The 20,822-nt window shown below is 51.0% G+C and carries 22 protein-coding genes; 16 read left to right on the forward strand and 6 right to left on the reverse strand.

The window, feature by feature from the left end; all coding sequences use genetic code 11:
* Positions 1-98: 98 nt before the first annotated feature.
* Positions 99-347, reverse strand: a complete 249-nt coding sequence (locus HQN87_RS10135; protein ID WP_039307240.1) for a NifU family protein — start codon at positions 345-347, stop codon at positions 99-101.
* A gap of 82 nt (positions 348-429) precedes the next feature.
* Here HQN87_RS10135 and HQN87_RS10140 point away from each other — a divergent pair, with 82 nt between their 5' ends.
* Entirely contained in the window at positions 430-684 is a 255-nt protein-coding gene (locus HQN87_RS10140; protein ID WP_173131700.1) for a YuzB family protein, read from the forward strand.
* 30 nt (positions 685-714) lie between these two features.
* On the opposite strand, the gene HQN87_RS10145 is transcribed toward HQN87_RS10140, so the two are convergent.
* Positions 715-1,776 carry an NAD(P)/FAD-dependent oxidoreductase gene (locus tag HQN87_RS10145; RefSeq protein ID WP_173131703.1) on the reverse strand — a complete coding sequence of 354 codons (1,062 nt, stop codon included), beginning with the start codon at positions 1,774-1,776 and terminating at the stop codon, positions 715-717.
* Positions 1,777-1,846: 70 nt separating this feature from the next.
* On the reverse strand, positions 1,847-2,953 hold the full coding sequence (gene mqnE, locus HQN87_RS10150) for an aminofutalosine synthase MqnE (RefSeq protein WP_173131706.1): 1,107 nt from the start codon (positions 2,951-2,953) through the stop codon (positions 1,847-1,849).
* Between the two features lie 396 nt (positions 2,954-3,349).
* Between mqnE and HQN87_RS10155 the strand changes: the two genes are divergently transcribed.
* The 12 genes from HQN87_RS10155 (at position 3,350) to HQN87_RS10210 (ending at position 12,943) form a co-directional block, all read left to right on the forward strand.
* The gene (locus HQN87_RS10155; protein WP_173131710.1) at positions 3,350-3,709 is read left to right on the forward strand and encodes a HesB/IscA family protein; all 360 of its coding nucleotides are present in this window, start codon (positions 3,350-3,352) and stop codon (positions 3,707-3,709) included.
* Positions 3,710-3,897: 188 nt separating this feature from the next.
* Entirely contained in the window at positions 3,898-4,500 is a 603-nt protein-coding gene (locus HQN87_RS10160) for a hypothetical protein (protein WP_173131713.1), read from the forward strand.
* Between the two features lie 311 nt (positions 4,501-4,811).
* Entirely contained in the window at positions 4,812-5,474 is a 663-nt protein-coding gene (locus tag HQN87_RS10165; RefSeq protein WP_173131716.1) for a GntR family transcriptional regulator, read from the forward strand.
* Between the two features lie 18 nt (positions 5,475-5,492).
* On the forward strand, positions 5,493-6,653 hold the full coding sequence (locus HQN87_RS10170; RefSeq protein WP_173131719.1) for an amidohydrolase: 1,161 nt from the start codon (positions 5,493-5,495) through the stop codon (positions 6,651-6,653).
* 42 nt (positions 6,654-6,695) lie between these two features.
* Positions 6,696-7,739 (forward strand): methionine ABC transporter ATP-binding protein, encoded by a 1,044-nt coding sequence (locus HQN87_RS10175; protein WP_173131722.1) that lies wholly within the window; start codon positions 6,696-6,698, stop codon positions 7,737-7,739.
* Positions 7,714-8,373, forward strand: a complete 660-nt coding sequence (locus HQN87_RS10180; RefSeq protein WP_173131726.1) for a methionine ABC transporter permease — start codon at positions 7,714-7,716, stop codon at positions 8,371-8,373. Before HQN87_RS10175 ends, HQN87_RS10180 begins: the two co-directional genes overlap by 26 nt.
* A 30-nt stretch (positions 8,374-8,403) precedes the next feature.
* Positions 8,404-9,423, forward strand: coding sequence for a uroporphyrinogen decarboxylase family protein (locus HQN87_RS10185; protein WP_173131729.1), 1,020 nt, complete (start codon positions 8,404-8,406; stop codon positions 9,421-9,423).
* Positions 9,424-9,435: 12 nt separating this feature from the next.
* Entirely contained in the window at positions 9,436-10,269 is an 834-nt protein-coding gene (locus tag HQN87_RS10190) for a MetQ/NlpA family ABC transporter substrate-binding protein (protein WP_173131732.1), read from the forward strand.
* Between the two features lie 17 nt (positions 10,270-10,286).
* Positions 10,287-11,096 carry a pyrroline-5-carboxylate reductase gene (gene proC / locus HQN87_RS10195; RefSeq protein WP_367272695.1) on the forward strand — a complete coding sequence of 270 codons (810 nt, stop codon included), beginning with the start codon at positions 10,287-10,289 and terminating at the stop codon, positions 11,094-11,096.
* Positions 11,096-11,863 (forward strand): VOC family protein, encoded by a 768-nt coding sequence (locus tag HQN87_RS10200; protein ID WP_173131735.1) that lies wholly within the window; start codon positions 11,096-11,098, stop codon positions 11,861-11,863. The genes proC and HQN87_RS10200 overlap by 1 nt, the downstream gene beginning before the upstream one ends.
* A 165-nt stretch (positions 11,864-12,028) precedes the next feature.
* Positions 12,029-12,382, forward strand: coding sequence for a DinB family protein (locus HQN87_RS10205; protein WP_173131738.1), 354 nt, complete (start codon positions 12,029-12,031; stop codon positions 12,380-12,382).
* Positions 12,383-12,403: 21 nt separating this feature from the next.
* Entirely contained in the window at positions 12,404-12,943 is a 540-nt protein-coding gene (locus HQN87_RS10210) for a GNAT family N-acetyltransferase (protein WP_173131741.1), read from the forward strand.
* 559 nt (positions 12,944-13,502) lie between these two features.
* On the opposite strand, the gene HQN87_RS10215 is transcribed toward HQN87_RS10210, so the two are convergent.
* Both HQN87_RS10215 and HQN87_RS10220 read right to left on the reverse strand, forming a co-directional pair.
* Positions 13,503-16,298, reverse strand: coding sequence for an O-antigen ligase family protein (locus tag HQN87_RS10215; RefSeq protein ID WP_173131743.1), 2,796 nt, complete (start codon positions 16,296-16,298; stop codon positions 13,503-13,505).
* Positions 16,299-16,619: 321 nt separating this feature from the next.
* A complete protein-coding gene (locus HQN87_RS10220) occupies positions 16,620-16,829 on the reverse strand; it encodes a hypothetical protein (protein WP_173131745.1) in 210 nt (69 codons plus the stop codon).
* 236 nt (positions 16,830-17,065) lie between these two features.
* Between HQN87_RS10220 and HQN87_RS10225 the strand changes: the two genes are divergently transcribed.
* Positions 17,066-17,728, forward strand: coding sequence for a YheC/YheD family protein (locus HQN87_RS10225; protein ID WP_173131747.1), 663 nt, complete (start codon positions 17,066-17,068; stop codon positions 17,726-17,728).
* Between the two features lie 327 nt (positions 17,729-18,055).
* Complete coding sequence (locus tag HQN87_RS10230; RefSeq protein ID WP_173131749.1) at positions 18,056-18,199, forward strand: sporulation histidine kinase inhibitor Sda; 144 nt, start codon at positions 18,056-18,058, stop codon at positions 18,197-18,199.
* Between the two features lie 128 nt (positions 18,200-18,327).
* On the opposite strand, the gene HQN87_RS10235 is transcribed toward HQN87_RS10230, so the two are convergent.
* The gene (locus HQN87_RS10235) at positions 18,328-19,326 is read right to left on the reverse strand and encodes an NAD(P)/FAD-dependent oxidoreductase (RefSeq protein WP_211721027.1); all 999 of its coding nucleotides are present in this window, start codon (positions 19,324-19,326) and stop codon (positions 18,328-18,330) included.
* 301 nt (positions 19,327-19,627) lie between these two features.
* Here HQN87_RS10235 and HQN87_RS10240 point away from each other — a divergent pair, with 301 nt between their 5' ends.
* The gene (locus HQN87_RS10240; RefSeq protein ID WP_173131751.1) at positions 19,628-20,821 is read left to right on the forward strand and encodes an NAD(P)/FAD-dependent oxidoreductase; all 1,194 of its coding nucleotides are present in this window, start codon (positions 19,628-19,630) and stop codon (positions 20,819-20,821) included.
* Position 20,822: the final 1 nt, after the last annotated feature.

Raw genomic sequence — 20,822 nt, forward strand, 5'->3', positions numbered from 1 at the left:
CATCCGCTATGAATTAAGGTTGATCCGAAATGTAAAATTTAATATAATAAAAAAATCCCGGCCTTCATCGGAAGGCCGGGACGGTTTATGAAACGGGATTAGAATACTTGAATAACTTCTTCCACGCCTTCTACTTCTTCAACGAGGGCGCGTTCGATCCCGGCTTTAAGCGTGATCGTGGAGCTTGGGCAACTGCCGCATGCACCCATAAGTTTCAACTTGACGATGCCGTCTTCAACATCAATCAGTTCCACGTCACCGCCATCGCGCTGCAGGAACGGACGAAGTTTATCGAGCACTTCCAGTACTTCATCATACATGGTTGCGCTTTGTACGTTCTCACTCATTTCTCAATCACTCCTTTCGTATGTTTATTATAGTACAAAAACTTAAAAAATAAAATGGTTAGTGCAGAATAGGGAGATCATCATGAGACCAATTATAGAATTTTGTGCCAGCAACATCGGACATGGCACGGAAGCCCTCAAGCTTAAGCTGGAACAAAACCCCGAATATGATGTGGTTGAATATGGCTGTCTGAATAACTGTGGCGAATGTTACATGCAGCCGTTCGTTATGGTGGACGGGGAGATTATTGAAGCCGATTCCCCTGCCGCACTGGAAGCGGCCATTGAAGCCGCTATTCAGGAAGCAGAGGCCTGGGACAACCTTGAGATTGATTAAGCCGGGATTGTACCAGGACCCGTCAGGTACCTAACCGAAATGGCGCTTGGACATCCACAGGACGCCGCTCTTCAGCAGGCGCGGAACGCGGCCCATGACGGAGCGGCGGCCCATCAGGCCGAAGCCTGCGTTTTTACCCAGTGACCCAAGGGTTCCCTTGAGCCTGATCTTATGCAGCTTCGGCGTTTCATTGCGCCATAACGCCTGAATAATCTGTCCCACCTGTTCTCCTTGGGCGCCCGCTGCCTGTGCACTGGGTGCGAAGGGCAGGCTGGCACAGTCCCCGATCACATAGACCTCCGGATAATCGGCTATATTATAATATTTCCCGACAATAAGCCGTCCTCCGCGGTCTTTGGGAAGTTCAAGCTGCTGCACGACCTGCACAGGCTGAATTCCGGCAGTCCATACCGTTACATCAGCAGGAATCGCCTGGGTGCCATTGAAGATGGCATCCTTTTCTACATGTGAGACGGATACCCGGCCCATCGTCTCCACCTGATGCTCATTGAACCACTCCTCCACATAGGCAGACAGCTTGGCCGGGAAAGAAGACAATATGCGTTCTCCCCGGTCCATAATGGAGATGTTCAGGTCGGGCCGGCTCTCCCTTAGCTCTGAAGCAATCTCTACACCGCTTAATCCTCCGCCCACAATGTTGACCGTTCCATAAGGCTTCACATCGTTCAGCCGGCGGTAGGTTTCCCGGGTTCCTGCGAAGCTCTGAATACTGCAAGCATACTCTTGGGCGCCAGGTATGTTGTGGAAATTATCCGTACAACCGAGGGCAATCGCCAGAATATCATAGGATATCGGCTCCCCGGAGTCGAGGAAGATCATCCGGCTGTCCAAATGAATGGAGCCCACTTCCCCGTAACGTACGGTCAGGCGGGGGTGAACCGGAAATTGAATCCGCAGATGATAATCCGTGACGGTACCTGCGGCCAGTGCATAATATTCGGTCTTGATCCCCTGATAGGGCATCCGGTCTACCAGGACGATCTCCACATCATGCGGGAGATGGTTATTAAGCAATTGCTGAATGAGGGCAAGACCGCCGTAGCCGCCGCCCAGGACAAGTAACGTTCTCATGCGAACTGATCTTCCTTTCGGATACAAAAATAGACAAGGCAGTTCTGCGAATGACAGTGCTGATATTCGTTTATTCGTATACTTTGATCTCGTTGTAGAAGGTATCCCGCTCTACCGGAATCCGTCCGGCGCCCTTCACGAGCCAGATCAGCTCTTCCCGGGTCAGACCCTCGGGTGTCAGTGCACCGGCAGCATGGCTGATCCGTTCCTTAAGGATCGTGCCGTGTACGTCAGAGGCTCCGAAGCTAAGGGCTACCTGGGTCAACTGGGCCCCGATATTAATGAAGTAGGCCTTGATATGGTCGAAATTATCCAGCATCAGCCGGCTGACCGCAATGGTCTTCAAGTCCTCGTAAGCAGAGTTGCGGCGCATAATGCCGGCATTCTTGTTCTTGGGCTGCATGGACAGCGGAATGAAGACCATGAATCCGCCGGTTTCGTCCTGCAGATCACGAATTTGCAGCATATGACGGATGCGGTCCTCGCGGGACTCAATGGACCCGTACAGCATGGTGGTGTGTGTCTTCATGCCGAGATGATGAGCCGTCCGGTGCACTTCGAGATACTCCTCGACGTTGGCCTTATCTACGCGCATTTTTTTGCGGTACTGGTCGGACAAGATCTCTGCTCCCCCACCGGTAAGGGTCTTCAATCCGGCGGCGCGCAGCTGCTCCAGCACTTCACGGATACTGAGTCCGCTGATGCGAGTGAAGAAGTCGATTTCTGCCGCAGTGTAAGCCTTGAGGGTGACCTCCGGGAAGCGCTCGTTCAAGGCCGAAAGCGAATCAACATAGTACTGGAAGGGCACATTATCATTATGACCGCCGACAATATGGAACTCGCGCACGCCGGGATGAATATGCTGCTCGACATATTGCACCATTTCCTGACCGGAAAGGGTATAAGCCCCTTCTTCGCCTTCATCCTTGCGGAAATTGCAGAATGCACAGCGGGATTCGCAGACGTTGGTGAAATAGAGGCTCATATTCTCAATAAAATAGACTTTATTCCCGTTTTTTCGCTGATTAACTTCATTGGCCAGTTGCCCAATCGTCAATAAATCGTTGCTCTCATATAAATAAACGCCGTCTTCCAAATTCAATCGTTCTCCGCCGCGAACCTTCTCAATGATGTTCGCCATCCGGGCATCCGTGTGGGGTGTTATAAGGGTAGACATATAATTTCCTCCTGAAGGTTGGCGAAGCAGCTGCATCGCATAATTGTGTATCGTAGAATGGCCGGCAGGGCAGCCGGCATTACAAATAGAGGTTTGCTGCAACCCCGTGACAAATTTCCGAATTTTTTTGAAAATACACTCGTTTATCGCTTTTCTTATTATAAACCTCTACTTGAGGGGGAGCAACCGCCAGAAACCGCAGGGCTTGCGGTATAAATTGCATATCAGCGGAGAGTTTGCGACTTGAGGGCAGAAGAATAGTGGAGTATACTGAATTTATGAGGCGCAGCAAATGATTTACATCATATTCATAATAAGCTTCGCCACTCCGTTCTTAACTTGAAGCCGGAAGGCTGATTGATAAACAAACTAATTCATTCTTGGGAGGTTATCATTATGATTAACATAAGTGAAACAGCAGCAGGCCAATTGAAGACGATGCTGGCTGAGCAGGAAGTGCCTAATATGTTCCTCCGCCTGGGCGTAACCGCCGGGGGCTGCAGCGGCTTCTCCTACGCGATGGGCTTCGATGACAGCGAGAGCGAGCAGGACGTATACATGGACGTTGAAGGTCTGAAGGTAGTCGTCAGCAAAGACGACCTCCGTTACCTCAACGGCCTGGAGATCGACTTCGAGGAATCCGGCATGACCGGCGGCTTCACCATCAACAACCCGAATGCCTCGGCAACCTGTGGTTGCGGATCATCTTTCCGTACGAAGGAAGAAGCAGGCAATCCGGCGGCGGAGCCTTGCTAAACGCTGAGATGATGGGAATGTCTCCGTTGATGTAAATAGTTGATTTAATCAACGCGGATTGCGGCTTTCGTAACCTCCTAATGGTGTATGGTGCAAACTATACGCGTTAGGAGGTTTTTTGTTGATCAAACCAATATATGTTAAAATTCAATAGAGATGTTTATGCTTACACTATGAGGAGGGCAAGAATGAGACTGTTACCCTTTGAACGCCCCACAGAGCATTATGATGAACGAATCGTCGAGATTGATAAAGAAATTTGTTCTTTGATCCAGCAGAGGAAGGACGTCTCGGATGATAATCCGGGTTATCCTCCGTTTGAGTATATTTCTGAATGGTCAGAGACGTTTGAACTCTATGAAGACTTCTTGAAAGTGTTATTTGCGACTATGATGAATGAGAAACAATTTAAACCCAGGGTTGAACCCTCGGGATTTAGAAAACATATTGAAATCCTGAGGTCTGTTGAGAAAGACGAGCGTTTCTATACCCTAACTTCCTTAAGACAATATAGCAATGCAAGTGTTCTGGTCCTTAATATAGATTGGGACGAGCAACCGGACAATGTACCCAATTCTCATCAGCATACCCACTATGAACTATTCATTAACGAACAATACGATTCCAGAATGACAAGTGGTGCAAGCAGTTCTGATCATGCCTCTTATAAATATGTAGTAACCCCGCCCTTACCTGACGATATTTCAGAACTTCAATTTAGGTTCGGACCCTATAACCACTCTTTTAAGAAGGCGGAGTCAGAGGATGAAATCGTATTTGGGATTATGTAAAATGAAAAAAAACCCTATACGGAATGACTGAGATAAGCGCAGCCTTTACGAAGTAATATTCGTGAAGCCTGCGCTTTTTTGCCGAAAGGACGCATGAAAGCCTTTTAAAAAGTCAGTTTTGTGTCAAAATTCAATTCCCCTATAAAACACACTTGACTAGTGGGATTAATAGGATTATAGTATGAAAAAAGCTTGATTCACGAGAAAGATTTCCACAGGAAACTTTCATCTTTCAGCTTAAATTTAAATTGTATACAATTATACAAATATTCGGGCGACCCGCAAACGAATGGCGAGGAGCAATCAACGGTATGGAAATGCGCTCAAGAAGATTGTCGAAGGATAATACTTACTATGCACTCAAGCAAAAAATAATAGACAGCGAGCTGGAGCCGGATCAAGCGGTCAATGAAGAGAATCTGGCAGCACTCCTCGGCGTCAGCCGTACTCCGTTAAGAGAGGCCATCCAGCGGCTGGAGAATGAGGATTTCCTGGTGCGCCAGCCTAACGGCAGGCTGCGTGTAGCTCCGCTAACGATTACAGAGGTGGAAGAAATCTTCCTGATCCGCAGCATGCTTGAAGGCCATACGGCCAGAAGCGCAGCCAGAAATGCTACGGCCCGGGATATTCAGCGGTTAACGCTGATTCTGGAGCAACTGAAGCACTCTTTTCAGATGGGGGACAAGCAGGATGTAGTATCCTATGGTTTTGAATTCCATGATTACTTATCGGAGATCAGCACGCTGAAGACCTTTGAGAAGGTGCTGAATCAATTAAGAGACCGTTCCCTCCGGTATTGCCGTTATGTCTCTCTGCACGGGGACTGGAATACACAGGCGGATGAAGAACATCTGGCCATTCTGCAGAGGATTGTAGCCAGAGATGAGGACGGCGCAGAACAAGCCATGCGGGAGCATATCCTAAGCAGTCTGTCTACTGCACTCGAGCGGATTCGGGGAATTGAACAAACGTAACGGAGGGGGAGCAGACTTATGGAACCACAGCAGGAGAGGGAAGAGGCTTTGGCAGCACGGCTAACGGAAGTACGGAGGAACCTGCACCGCGAACCGGAGCTTAGCTATGAAGAGTTCAGAACGACTGAGAAGCTGCGCAGATGGCTGACCGAAGAGGGGATAGCGATCCTGGACCTTCCCTTGGAGACCGGACTTATTGCGGAGATTGGACAAGGGAGCGGGAGCATTGTAGCGATCCGCTGTGATATTGATGCACTGCCGATTGAGGAGCAGACAGGACTGCCGTATGCCTCAGAGATTCCCGGAAAAATGCACGCCTGTGGCCATGACTTCCACACCGCCGTCATTCTGGGGGCTGCCATCCTGCTGAAGCAGCGCGAGGAGGAGCTACCGGGCAAGGTCAGAATATTGTTCCAGCCGGCGGAAGAGACGGGACACGGTGCAGAGGGTGTGCTGGCATCCGGCGGACTGAACGGGGTTGAAGCCATATTCGGTATACATAATTCACCGGAGCTGCGGGCCGGAGCGTTCGGCACAAGAACGGGGCCATTAACGGCTGGTGTAGACCGCTTTGAGATTACGGTAAAAGGTGTCGGTGCTCACGCAGCCACTCCCGAAAAAGGGGTGGACACCATAGTCACTGCCGCGCAGATCATTACCATGCTGCAAACCGTAGTCAGCCGCCAAAATAATACGCTGGAGCCGGTGGTGTTAAGTGTGACCCGAATCAACGGAGGTTTCACCTGGAATGTGCTCCCGGAGAAGGTGGAGCTTGAAGGAACGGTACGCACCTACAATGAGGATATCCGCAGCAGCATTCCAGCCCAAATGACCCGGATCATTGAAGGCATTGCCGCAGCAGCCGGGGCGGAGGCGAAGCTTCATTGGTATCCCGGCCCTCCGGCAACCATTAATCATGAGGAATGGGCTGACTTCACCAAAGAGGTCGCTGCACATGCAGGCTATGAGGTACATGATATTCCGCCGCAGATGGGCGGAGAGGATTTCGCATATTATTTACAGCAGATACCGGGGGCTTTTGTGAATATTGGAGCCGGCCCGAACCATCCGCTGCATCATCCCCGCTTTGATGTGGATGAGGCGGCCATCCTGCCCGCTGCCAAGTATTTCGCTGCACTTGCAGAACAAGCGCTTGCGAGGCTGCAGGCACAAGCTTGAATCCTGAATCCTAAATTTACCAGATGATTGAGGGGAACAACCATGATTGAATTACGGGATGTGTACAAGACCTTCACCCGCAAAGAGGTGAAGATTGAAGCTCTGAAGGGAATCAGCCTGAAGGTGGAGAAAGGTGATATCTTCGGTGTCATCGGCTACAGCGGTGCCGGAAAAAGCACGTTAATCCGCCTGGTCAATTACCTGGAACGTCCCTCGGAGGGACAGGTGCTGGTAGAAGGGCATGATCTGGGCGCGTACAGCGACAAAGAGCTGCGGGCAGCCAAGAAAAACATCGGCATGATTTTTCAGCATTTTAACCTGCTGGAATCGAAAAAGGTGTTCGACAATGTGGCGATCCCGCTCGTGCTGCTGAAGAAGAACAAAGCTGAGATCCGCAAGCGGGTTCAGGAGCTGCTTGAATTTGTCGGATTAAGTGACAAGGCCGGAAGTTATCCGAGTGAGCTGTCAGGCGGGCAGAAGCAGCGGGTCGGGATTGCCAGGGCGCTTGCCTCGAACCCCTCCATTCTATTGTGCGACGAAGCCACATCTGCACTCGATCCCCAGACTACCCGGTCCATTCTGCAGCTGCTCAAACGAATCAATGCGGAATACAACATTACGGTAATGATCATCACGCATGAGATGTCGGTGATTCAGGAGATCTGCAACAAGGTAGCCGTTATGGAAGAGGGACGGATTATCGAGCAGGGGAGCGTACTGGATGTGTTCGGCCAGCCCAAGCATGAGACTACGCAGAATTTCGTGAAGACTGTCATTCAGAACAGCATGACCACAAGCGTCCGCAGAACACTCAAGGCAGAGCATGGAAGCCAGCTCTATAAACTGAATTTTGCCGGAGAGAGCGCCTCGGAGCCTGTTCTGTATGAGATTATCCGGTCCTATGGAGTCAAGGTGAATATTCTGTTTGCGAATACGACGGAGATTCAAGAGACAACCCTGGGTACGATTATCGTTCAATTGCAGGGTGACCCGTCCCAGATTGAAGCGGCTCTGGATTATATGAACAAGCATGAGGTACGGATAGAGGAGGTGAAGTCCTATGTTCTCGACATCAATCACAAGTGAGCAATTTCTTAAGGCTATTATCGAGACGATTCAGATGGTGGGCGTATCGCTATTCGTAGGTTCGCTGCTGGGCGTTCCGCTGGGCATCCTCCTTGTCATTACCCGTCCAGGCGGGGTGCTGGAGAATAAAGGGCTCTATACCGTGCTTAATCCGGTGATCAACATCATCCGTTCGCTTCCGTTCATTATATTACTGGTTGCTATTATTCCGGTAACAAGAGCAATTGTTCATACTTCGATTGGGACGAGTGCGGCAATTGTTCCGCTTATTATCTATATCGCACCTTATATCGCACGGCTGGTAGAGAACTCCCTGCTGGAAGTGAATCCGGGCATTCTGGAGGCTGCTGAAGCCATGGGCGCTACTCCGTTACAGGTCATATGGTATTTCCTGCTGCCGGAAGCGATAGGCTCGCTGATTCTCTCCCTGACCACTGCGACGATCGGGTTAATCGGGGCAACAGCGATGGCAGGCACCGTAGGCGGCGGCGGGGTCGGTGATTTGGCCATTGTGTATGGCTATCAGCGTTTCGACAAGGTGGTCATGGTTGCTACCGTCATTATTCTCATTATTCTGGTGCAGGGCATTCAATCGTTAGGCAACACCTTGGCCCGTAAAATTCGCCGCTATTAGACTATCACCTATAGAAAAGAGGAACGGCAGATGAGTGTATGGAGCAAGCAGGATCGTTTTCAGGCGATATTATCCGGAGAACTTGCGGATCGCCCGATCATCAGCGGATGGCGTCACTTTATTGACAAGGAGCAGAACGCAGAGGATTTGGCACAGTCAACGATTTCTTTTACGGAGACATATGATTGGGACTGGGTGAAGATCAACCCGAGAGCGACCTATCTGGCGGAAGCCTGGGGGAATCAGTACGACTTCGCCGATTATCAGACGGTATTTCCGAGACAGCTGACTACGGTTATTCCGGAAGCCAGGAATCTCTGGGATCTGGAAGTGAAAAAGGCAGCCGGGACCGCTTCGCTGCTGGAGCATCTGGAGGCCGTGCGGAAGATCCGCCGGGGCTTGCCGGATACACCGCTGATCCAGACGGTATTCTCACCGCTGACGGTACTACTGTTCCTCGTGGGGCGTTCTGCTTATGTTACCAAGACCGTATTCGGGATTGAGCAGCCGGTGACGCTGGACTCGCTGTTCAAGGAGCACCGGGCCGCTGCGCATCATGCGCTGCATGTCATTGCCTTAACCCTGGCGGATTATGTGCAGGAGCTGCGCCAGGCGGGATCAGATGGTTTGTTCTATGCGGTGACAGGCACAGCACATCCCGGACTATTCGATGAGGCGATGTTCGATGAGCTGTCGAGACCTTATGATTCCATAGTGCTGGAGGCTGCCAGCTATGGCAAGAATATTTTACATACCTGCGGTGCCTATGCCCAGCCTGAGCGATTCAATGATTACCGTATTGACGGGATCAGCTGGGATACGATAGCCGAAGGAAATCCCGGACTCGAAGCAGAGCTCAAGGCCACGAAGGTAGGCGGAGTGGACCATGGGCTGTTTGCAGGAAATAACGTGCCGCAGATTGAACAGCAGGCCAAGGAAGCACTGGCAAGGATGAAGAATCAGCCGTTTATTCTGTCGCCCAATTGTGCTATTCCGCTGACAGTTACAGACGAGGCATTAGTGCATTTCAAAAACACAGTACTCAAATAGGAGATGATGGTTATGAAAAAAATATGGATAGTAATGCTGATTAGTGCAATGGCGGTGCTGGCGGCTTGCGGCAACAATAAGGAAGCGGCAAGCTCCGGGGACAAGAAAGAAATTACAGTCGGATTCGGTGTGGGCACGTATGAAGAGCAGTTCCGCCAGTCGATTCTGCCCATTCTGGAGGGAAAAGGCTATACTGTAGATATCAAAACCTTCTCCCAGAATATGCAGGTTAACCCGGCGATGAAGGAAGGCTCGATTGACGCGAGTATCTTCCAGAGTACAGCCTACATGGAAGCTATCAATGAAGAAATCGGAGCAGATATGGTAGGGATTGCGTATGTTCCGGGTGCGCCGCAAGGTCTATATTCCGTAAATCATACCACGCTTGACGATGTGAAGGACGGCACTACTGTAGCGGTTCCGAATGATCCGGTCAATCAGGAGCGGGCACTGCGTATCCTGGAGGAACTGGGCTGGGTCAAAATCAAAGAGGGTGCCGGTGTAGCGGACTTCAATGTGAACAGTGTCGAGCCGGACAAGTTCAAGATTGAACTTAAGGTGCTGGACCCGGCGCAGATTCTGGTCTCGCTGCAGGATGTGGATTATGGTGTGGTTAACGGGAACTACATTGCCAATGCTCCAGACCGGAAGATTACAGACGCCCTTAAGATTGAGAACACGCCTATGCAGCATAGAATCATCGTATCGGTGAACCAAAAGGATGCTGAGACCCCTTGGGCCAAAGATCTGAAGTCTGCGTATGAATCCAAGGAGTTCGAGGAATACATCACGGGACAAGAGAAATATGCCGGGTTCATTCTGCCGGAAGCCTGGGCAAATAATTAATCAGGGAGTGAGCGGAAGTGATACAGAGCAAGATTCATTTCATAGGCGGCGGGCAAATGGCTGAAGCGATCATCCGGGCCTGCCTCGCAGGCGGAACACTGTCTGCCAGTCAAATCAGTGTATCGGATATTAACGAAGGACGGCTTCAGCTGTTACAGGCCAAATATAGTGTAGACACGGAGAGTACACAGGAGCAAGGCCTCCAGGCCGCTGATCTGATTGTCATTGCGGTTCGTCCGCAGGATGATCTGAGCGCGCTTGGAGCCCGGGTCCGGCAATCCGCTTCACCTCCCGCCGCCATTATATCCATTGTGGCAGGAGTAACGATTGCCCAGCTCGGAGATTATTTCGGAGCGGAGCGTCCGATTGTCCGCGTGATTCCGAATACATTAACCGATACAGGCTATGGATATAGCGGTGTCGCTCTGGGTGCAGCGGCCTCCCGCGAGCAGGTGGAGGGCTTCCTGCTCGGCTTCGGCAAGGTGCAATATCTGGAGGAGAGCTATATTGATATCTTCACCGGCTTCGGTGTAGCCGGACCGAATTATATCTATTATTTCATTGAGTCGTTCACGGATGCCGGAGTCCTTGCCGGACTGCCGCGGGAACAGGCCTGGAAGGTAGCGCTGGAGAATATGCTGGGAGCGGTGGCGATGCTCCAGCAGACCGGACTGCATCCAAGACAGCTGCTGGATATCAACAATTCGCCTGGTGGAGTCGGTATGCACGGCTTATACGAGCTGAACAACAGTGATTTCGCGGCGGGTCTCCAGCGTAGTGTGCTGGCAGCGGTGAAGCGGACTACGGAGCTGGGAGTGAAGAACTAATGGCAGTGCTGAAATGGGATCACCTGGTGCACTATGTGAACGATCTGGATCAGCCGGTGCAGCTATTCTCTGAGCATGGGTTGGCGGCCTTCCGGGGCGGATCGCATAAGGCTTGGGGGACCTATAACGCCTTAAGTTACTTTGGGCTAACCTATCTGGAGTTCCTCGGCATCGAGAACCTGGAGCTTGCGCGGGCGACCGAACATAATGTCGTCGTACGGGATGCCGTTACCGTCCTGCCGGAGCATGAGGTGTTAAGCAGAGTGGTCCTGCGGACAGATGACATCGAAGCCGTTGAGGATAGTCTGACAAGAGCAGGTTTGTTATTATCTCCCATCATAGACGGTAAACGTCTCGATAACAAAGGCAGATTAATCGAGTGGCGGATGATGACGATTGACGGTGACTTCCAGGGACTGGTCTATCCGTTCATTATTCAGTGGAGCGAGACCGATGAGGAGCGGCTGGACAGTCTGAATGCAGCCGGAATCAACCAGCCCCATCCTGCGGGGACTGTTGATATCGTGAGCGCGGTGTTCCATGTCTCCGATCCTGCCGCTGCCGCCAGGCATTGGAGTGAGCTGTTCGGCCTGCCCGTTACAGGACCTGTGGACGACAGCTACAGTCTTAAGGCGGGAGACCACCAGACCTTCAACTTCGTGCAGGGCACGGAGAACCAGTTCACCCAGGTCGTGCTGCGGACCGATTCGCCCCAGCTTAAGGGACAGACCCTGCGTGTGGGTGAAGGGGAATATGTGTTTGAATAGATGCGTGGTCAGAGTAATGAACAGGCCTGTTGCCGCAGTGTGCGGTGGCAGGTCTGTTCGGTCTATGGGAAGGAAGTTGAACTTCACAGGCAGGAGTACAGGTAAATATCGCGAATCATGGATAGCAGGGAAATAGCAGCCATTACCTTAAAAGGAGGCAGTGTGATGCAAAAGCTATTTGAGTATAACTGGCAGGTGCGCAAGGACTGGTTCGACTGGTGCCGGACGGTGGACGGGGAAGAACTGATGAAATTACGCACGGGTGGCATAGGTTACATCCTTCCAACGCTGTATCACATTGTAGCAGTTGAATATGGCTGGAATGACAGTCTGGAAGACCGCATTATGATTGATGTTACGGATGAGGGGGAACGTGAACCCCACAGTTATGGCGAAGTTATGCGTCATCTGATTGCCCATGAGATACATCATATCGGCCAGTTGTCTGTATGGTCACGGGAGATCGGGAAAACGCCGGTTACGGCTAATGTGATTGGCAGAGGGTTGTTCAATATATAAATGTAAGGATGTGATTGAGCCATGCAACTGGAGACCAAACGCCTGTTGATCCGGGAATTCGTGCCTGAGGATGTCCGGCAGGTGCATGAATATGCATCCGACCCTGCTGTAGCTAAGTATATGATCTGGGGACCCAATTCACTGGAGGATACCCGCGAATATATCCGCCATATGCTGGATTTACAGCAGGAGGAGCCGCGTCAAGGATTCGAATATGCGGTGGTTCTCAAGGAGTCCAATAAGCTGGCGGGCGGCTGCGGTTTACACATCAGCGGAGCAGGACAGGGGGAGATTGGCTATTGCTTTAACCCGTCCTATTGGGGACAAGGCTATGCCAGTGAGGCTTCCGCGGCGCTGCTGGAATGGGGCTTCCAAGAGCTTGGGCTTCACCGGATCTACGCAACCTGCCGCCCGGAGAATATCGGTTCGGCCAGAGTGATGCAAAAGCTTGGAATGATCTATGAAGGGCATCTTAGAGGCCATATGTATCATAAAGGAAAATGGATGGACTCTTATCAATATTCCATTCTGAAGGAGGAGTATCAGGCACTGCACCGCTGACAGCGGCTTCAGCATACCGGAAAAATGGGCTGTCCCAAAATGATATGGCTACTTGGGCAGCACTTTGTTTTTGAGCAGGATCAACGTGAGCACTTGGGTGGACGCTGCGTGAACGGACCGATGTTTGGGTCGCGGAGAAAATCCGGAGACCAAGGCGAACGCTGCCGCTTTTCCACATTCGTTCCGTCCTCTCCCTTTTTAAGCGGGATACGAAAACCCTTGTTCAATAAACACACACAAAAAAAAGCAGCGATTCCTATAACGGGAATCGCTGCTTTTTTATCTGACTTGTCAGTAGAATATCTACTTTAGGGACAGCCCTTTTGCTGTTCACCAGTCCATAGTAAACTTGAAAATATAAAGATAGGGAAAAGTGGCGAGGAGAATTTTGGAACTGTAGGAGCGTTAGCGTCCGCCTTTGCCACCGGATTTCCACCGCTCATAGCGGTTCAAATATAAGAAATCTGGGGGCAACAGCGGCCGGAGGGCCAAACATTCTCTGGAGTCACGGCTATTCCCAAATCGAAAAATTTACAAGTGCCATCTATGATATGTGCGGCTAAAGCGGCATACCCGCTATTTCATTAATCTTCGCCGCTTCTTCCGGATCCGCAGCAATCAGCTTCTGATAGACTGCCTGGTCCTGGGCGCTCTGCGTTCGCTGCTGAACAGCCAGATACCAGCGGGCAGTCTCGCGGTTGACCGGGTTGTTATAATCGTCACTGAGGGCTTGCTTCAGTGTGGCCCCGGCGGCTTGCATGTCCTGCGATATATACTGGATCTTGCCGGTGTTCAGCAGCATATCTGCCGTCACCTTGGCTCCCTGCTGCTGGGCATCCCGGTCTGCAGCCGCGTGGGCATACGCGTCCAGCCCGGTTTTGAAATACCGGCTCTTACCCAGTGTCTCCTGGTCCCCCAGATCATTATTCCCCAGGGAATAGGCCTCCTGCGCCCGCTTCAAAGCTGCGGCTCCCAGCTCCTGTGACCGGCTGATGACGCCGCTGTACCATTCTGTAGTCCATAGGCTTCCGGCGTCCGTCAGGTCCTCATACCCGTTGATGAAGCCCTGCTTGACCGTTGCCAGTGCAGCTTCCTCATCTCCTGACATGTGCTGGACCCGGCCTGCATTCAGGGCCATCGTTGAGATCACGAAGAATTCGCGGCCCTGAAGCTGCTCGGGAGGAAGACTCTTCAGATGCGCTATACCATCCGTTACATGCTTATAGACTACCAGTGCCGAATCGAAATACTTCTGTTGCCCTGCTTCATCATGCTTGGCGTAAGCCTGTAACCCAAGGAGGGAAGCACGGCTGATTAATTGGTCGTACCAGTTAATATCCCACATGAACTTGTCTGCGTTGTCCAGATAGACATGGTAGGCCTCATCACTCTGGCCCTTCAGGTCATAATAGCCTGCGAGCTGGGTCAGCAGCTCTTTGTTATAGGGCTCATCCTCAAGTGCGCGGGTGACTACCGTATGGGCTTCGTCCAGGAACTGTTCGTTATGGTTCTGCGTGAACACCTTCTGATCCAGCAGAGACAGATAAGTGGCGGATTCCGGGTGATTCGGACGGGTTTTGAGTGCTTTTATCAAAGGAGCCTTGATCTCCTCATAGGACTGGCTCACTTTGAGCAGCTTCTTGGCTGCATAAGCTTCAGAGCTTGAACTGATGTACCCGAGAGACAGGAACAGCAGATATCCGGTGCCGATTCCCAGCAGTCCGAAATAACCCGCTCTAACCCAGAGCTTGTTCCACTGAAGCCGGAGCGGCTTGCTCTCCATGGCAACAGCCATGCCCCCCAGCGACAGGAATACCATCATACCCATGAACGCATAACTGAGGTTGAAGTCCAGCAGGCTGTGAACGAGAATAGACAAGGCAATAATGAGGTAGAAGAACCCGTTATTGTAGTCGTCGTTCTCCCGCTTCACGTACCCTTTGATATATTTGCTGAAAATAAACAGGATAAAGCCCATGAACACAAGGAACCCGAAGATTCCCACTTCGATCAGATATTGCAGGAAAAAGTTATGGACCTGGCGGCTCAGGTAAGGGTTGTTCTGATAATGCTCATAGAGCGATGCCCAGCCCCCGCCTCCCGTTCCGAATACCGGATAATCCTTGACTACTTTCATAGCATCTTTGTAAAAGGTAAAACGTTCCAGCACACTGTGCTGCCTGAAGTTGATATTCTCCAGCCGTGTCCCGATATTCGCCGGCAGCACATTGCGCGCACTGGTGCCGATGAATAAGAAGGCGATCGCCGCGACGCCAGCCACAGACACCAGCGGGAGCCACACTCCGCTCCAGCGGCGTGATTCTGTGCTGCCCAGCTTACGGCTTAGCCAAGGCGCCAAGTAACGCTGGACAACGAGGGAGAGCACGCCTGCACAGGCCGATGCCCCCAGCAGGTAGCCCCAGCCCTTCAGGGCTGCCGAAGAGGTGAATGCCAAGTTCAGCTCCAGCCCCAGGCTGGTGACCGGATTCGTAATCAGCAGGGATAATACTCCGGCAATAGCGAGATGCAGGGTCCAGAGAATCTGCTGCACCGGCTTCAGGAAGAGCAGCAGGAGAATGAATACCACCGGCAGCAGGACCAGTCCGCCGCGGGATAAGGTGAGCAGCAGCGAGACGATGATGGGCACCAGCATGAAGCCGTGCGTCAGCTGTCCGGCCCACTTCCTGGAGCGGATCAGCGCGAATACGGCCACGAACAGAAAAGCCATCAGGAACGCCGCGTATGTATTGGCATACTGGAAAATGGAAGTCAGGCGAAGCCCGTTCGAGTCGGTCATTACTGCGTCTCCGTATCTGTCTCCCACCACAGTGGCTGAGAACCAGCCCACCAGACTGCCGGCAAGCTTCCAGCTCCCGAGCCAGTTCAATAGACCGAAGCCTACGATCAGGTAAGCGATGGTGAGTACACCTAACTGGATGGTGTAATTCAACCGCTTCTGCCGGAGCAGATACATACTGGTAATGAAAATAGCGGCATAGGTAAATTGGGTGAACAGCATATTCATCGCCATATAATGTGAAGCAGCACCCAGCAGCGACAGAGCGTAGGTCAGGGGAAGCAGAAGGGCGGCTACGGTGAGCAGATCACGCTGTCCCTCCAGCTTGAAGGCTTTGAAATACAGGATCGCACAGGCCAGAAGGAGCAGCCCGCTCAGCAATGCCGCTACATAAATAGGCTTCTCGAATTCGGCTCTCATTCCGTTGAATAATCCGACCTGAAAAGCGGACCAGCCGAGGAACAGGAGGAACGCAGCGCAAAGCGCCCAAGCTGCCCCTGAAAGCTTCTCCGTAGCTTTGACAGAAGCCGCTTGTTTTCCGTATACAGGTTTCGACACAATAGAATCTCCTTTTTCAATATATTGGGACTTCCAAATTATTGTACATACATATTACGGATATTAAGTGAAAAAGTTGTTGTATGAACGGAAATTTCAAAGATTGGAGTGTCCTGAAGGAGGGGAAAGGAGAGAAAAAGTGAGGAATGGGCCGGAACCTGTTCAGCGAATGAAGCTGTCCATATACACAGGCCAACTCTTCGCAGTTTCATAGAATACAGTATGTAAGCAAATCTATTAGCGGGAATGCACTCCAAGGCAGCCATGACAAGGACGGTTAGTCCTGCGGAGCTGTTATGCCAGGGCTGCCGGGAGTGTACCTCAGGCGGGAATTATAAACTTGAGATTAACCATGAACAGGATCAGGGCGGCAGCCCCCAGGGAAAAGGCGATGCAGCCGGCGCCGAGCACTCTGCGGCGGTCTTTGATGAATTTGAAGCCGAGCGCACAGACGAGTATCGTCGTTCCTGCCAGTACCACAGACATGCCAATCATCGCAAACCAATATAGGATTTCAAAAAACTCTGCCATTAGGAAACCCTCCCTTCAGGCAATAATACAATGAATTTTAATGATTTTCCAGTCTATTGTATCCGTAGCGGTTGTGGCCGCTGCTTCTGGTCAAATGTATCAGGGACATAAGGCCCCGCAGCCATATGCCCTTTTTTGCTGTGGCCTGCTTTACCACGGACAATCATACAGGAGGGCAAGGCCTTTGGTGAGTAAGCTATAGGGTAGGCTGGGAATGCGAAAGGAGAGGGCAAACAATGGCGGGGAGAGAACTGGCAAGCAAGCTGCTGAAGACGGCGGCGCTGCTTAGCGATTCACGGGTTGCCGGTTACATTCCGAGAACGCGGGAGTATAGTGCTGCCGGATTGTCCGCAATGCTTGGGAGTTACGGCAATGTTGTCATTAAGCCGGTTGTCGGCGGTGGAGGCTATGGAGTCATCAAGGTGTTCCGTGATCATAGAGGTTATGGCTTCACGTATATGCATAATACGCGTGTATATGGTGATTTCAATTCCATGCGGCAGGCGCTGGACAGATTCAAGGTGAAGCGGAAGTATTTAATCCAGCAGGGAATTTCCCTGGCGCGGATCTCCGGACGCCCGATAGATTACCGGGTCAAGGTAGTGAAGAACGGCGATCACTGGGAGTTCCGCTCTATGGTAGGGAGAGTAGCCCGGCCGGGGCTGTTCGTGACGAATCTCTGTAAAGGGGGGACGATGCTGAGCTGCCGCCAGGGGCTGAGAAGATCACTGCCGCGTGTGGGTACTTCTTCCAAGAAGGCAGAAATGCGCAGGCTGACTCTGATCTGTACGGAGCTGCTGGAGCGGCACTTCCCGGGGATCGGTGAACTGGGCTTTGATTATGCCGTAGATCAACGGGGGAAAATCTGGATTTTGGAAGTAAATACAAGACCCAAATGATTAATAAAATTTTTATATTTGACGATAAATATATTAATAGGCTAATATTGCGTTTAGTTGTGCGTTTTCCGAGGTAATATCAACATGAAATATCCCAGCCAATTATGAACATTCTAAAAATTTTTTTGGTGTCGATGTCAGGTTTCTGTCCTGTGTATAACTGTTATCCCCATAGTCCACTGTGCACTTCCTGACTTTATAACCCTTACTAACATATTATGCACAGGATCTCCACAGCAGCTTGTGGATAATGAGAACGCTTGTTCGAAAAATGATAGTTTGCTATGATAGATTCAGATCCAAATAAAGGAAAGGTAGGTGAACGTTATGGTTGAATTGTCGGATGAGATGCTGCTGGACTCCTATCACAGAGCTATAGAGCTGCATTTAGAGCATGATTTCATCGCCCTGCTTCTCGCTGAAATTCGCAAACGGAACTTACACTCTCCAGTCCATGCGGTTCTTCATTAAAGATCAGAGCATATCTCTGCAGCATTGGAATTAATTAAACCGCAAGCACCAACAAATAGGGTATCTTTTCAAGTTGAGGTGGAATCAACCTGAAAGGATACCCTTTTATTATCAATCAGCGATAGATTCTAGAGCTTAAGATTGCTGCTGTGTCCGGGAGACAGCTTCGCTTCCGGATCAATATACACCTTGGCGTTATTGATGGCAGTAGGGGCTTCTCCGAAGCCGACAGCAATCAGCTTCAGCTTGCCCGGATAGGTGGTGATATCGCCGGCAGCGAAGATGCCCGGGATGCTGGTCTCCATGCGGGAGTCCACCACAATGGAGTTGCCTTCGATCTCGATTCCCCACTGGGCAATCGGCCCCAGGGAGGACACGAAGCCGAAATTGACAATGACGCTGTCCACTTCGATCTCCTGGGTTTCTTTGGTCTTGATATGGGACAAGGTCACCTTGGTAATGAATTCTTCGCCGTGCAGCCCGGTGATCTCGGAAGGCGTAATAACGTTCACCTTGGAGTTCATCAGATTCTCTACACTATGCTCATGCGCGCGGAATTTATCCCGTCTGTGAATCAGTGTTACCTGCTCGGCGATGGGCTCCAGCATAAGCGCCCAGTCCACAGCAGAATCGCCGCCGCCGCTGATCAGCACCTTCTTATCTTTATAAGCATTCAGATCGCTGACGAAATAATGCAGGTTGGCTTTCTCGAAGCGCTGTGCATCAGGGACTTCCAGACGCCGCGGTTCAAATGCGCCTACGCCTGCGGTGATGATGATAGCTTTGGTATGATATTCCGCTTTATCGGTGGTGACGATGAAATGGCGTTCCTCCTGTTTCACAACAGATACCACCTTCTCCTCCAGACGGATATCAGACTGGAACAGCTCCATCTGACGGGTAAGGTTATCGACCAGCTCTTGTGCAGTCACCTTAGGGAAGCCGGCTACATCATAAATATATTTCTCGGGATACAGCGCAGCAAGCTGCCCTCCGAGCTGGGGCATACTTTCAATAAGGGTTACCGAAGCCTGGCGCATACCGCCGTAAAAAGCGGCAAACATACCGGCTGGTCCCCCGCCTATAATCAGCATATCGCTCATAGGAACGGTTTGCTCTAATGTCATGAAATACTGCACCTCCGAGTTGATAGTTTCAAAATGCCATACTTGCGTACCTACTCATTATAAACATAGTCGCACCTGCCTGCAAAGGCTTTGATTTCACTGAAAAAGTGTGACATTTTCTTGTATGATTATATTTGATTAAAACGATACTAAGGTTTACAATGGATATGGTTATTTTAGAAATCCTTTAAGTTTTATTGGAAATTCTTCTGAATTTAAGTGTATAAATTCACAAAAGAAACCTGATTTTTTACCAAAAAATAACACATAGACAGATTTACCTGTTGGAAGGAGCCGGAACATGAGCAGTATTCCCAAAATCGTTATTCTAGGCGCGGGATATGGAGGGATCTTGACCGCCCAGCGGCTGCAGAAAGCTTTGAACTATAATGAAGCGGATGTGACCCTGGTAAACCGCCATGAGTATCACTATTTCACGACCCATCTGCATATGCCTGCAGCGGGCACGGACAGCATCGAGCATACGCGCGTGTCGATCTCCAAATTAATCGATGAGTTCAAGATTGATCTGGTCAAATCTTCGGTACAGGAAATCCGTACCCAGCAGAAAAAGGTTATTCTGGAAGATGGAACGCTGTCGTATGATTATCTCGTGATTGCACTTGGCGGCGAGCCTGAAACATTCGGGATTCCGGGACTAGACAAATATGCGCTCACCATCCGCAGTATCAACTCTGTGCGGCTGATCCGTGAGCATATCCAGTATCAGTTCGCCAAATACAAGAATGAGAATAATGCACAGGAGCATATCAACTTTGTGATTGGCGGCGCGGGCTTCAGCGGTATTGAGTTTGTAGCGGAGCTGGCTGACCGGATTCCTGCGCTGTGCAAGGAATTCGATGTCGATCCAAGCATGGTTAATATCTACAATATAGAAGCTGCGCCTACGGCGCTGCCTGGCTTCGCGCCGGAGCTTGTGGAGCATGCGATGACGGTGCTTACCAAGAAGGGTGTCACCTTCAAGATGGGCGTAGCGATCAAGGAATGTCTGCCCGGCGGAGTAATTCTTGCGACAGGTGAAGAGATCAAGGCCTCCACTATCGTATGGACCGGCGGCATCCGCGGCAACCGTCTGATCGAAGCTGCCGGATTCGAGGCTATGCGCGGACGGGTGAAGGTGGATGAATATCTGCGCGCTCCGGGACATGAGAACATCTTCATCATTGGCGATGGCTCGCTCATGATTAATCCGGAAGGACGTCCTTACCCGCCGACCGCACAGATTGCAATGCAGCAGGGAGAATGCTGTGCGCATAATCTCGTAGCGGCCATCCGCAGCCAGCAGCCGAAGAAGTTCGCCTTCAGCAACAAGGGGACCGTAGCTTCGCTGGGCAAGGGCCAGGGGATTGCTGTAGTAGGCGACAAGACCTATAAGGGCTGGACCGCAGCGCAATTGAAGAAGGTAGTGGATATGCGCTATCTGCTAATCATCGGCGGCATCCCGCTGGTACTCAAAAAAGGAAGATTCCTCTAAG

The organism is Paenibacillus tritici, from assembly GCF_013204885.1.
Classification (GTDB): Bacteria; Bacillota; Bacilli; order Paenibacillales; family Paenibacillaceae; genus Paenibacillus_AQ; species Paenibacillus_AQ tritici.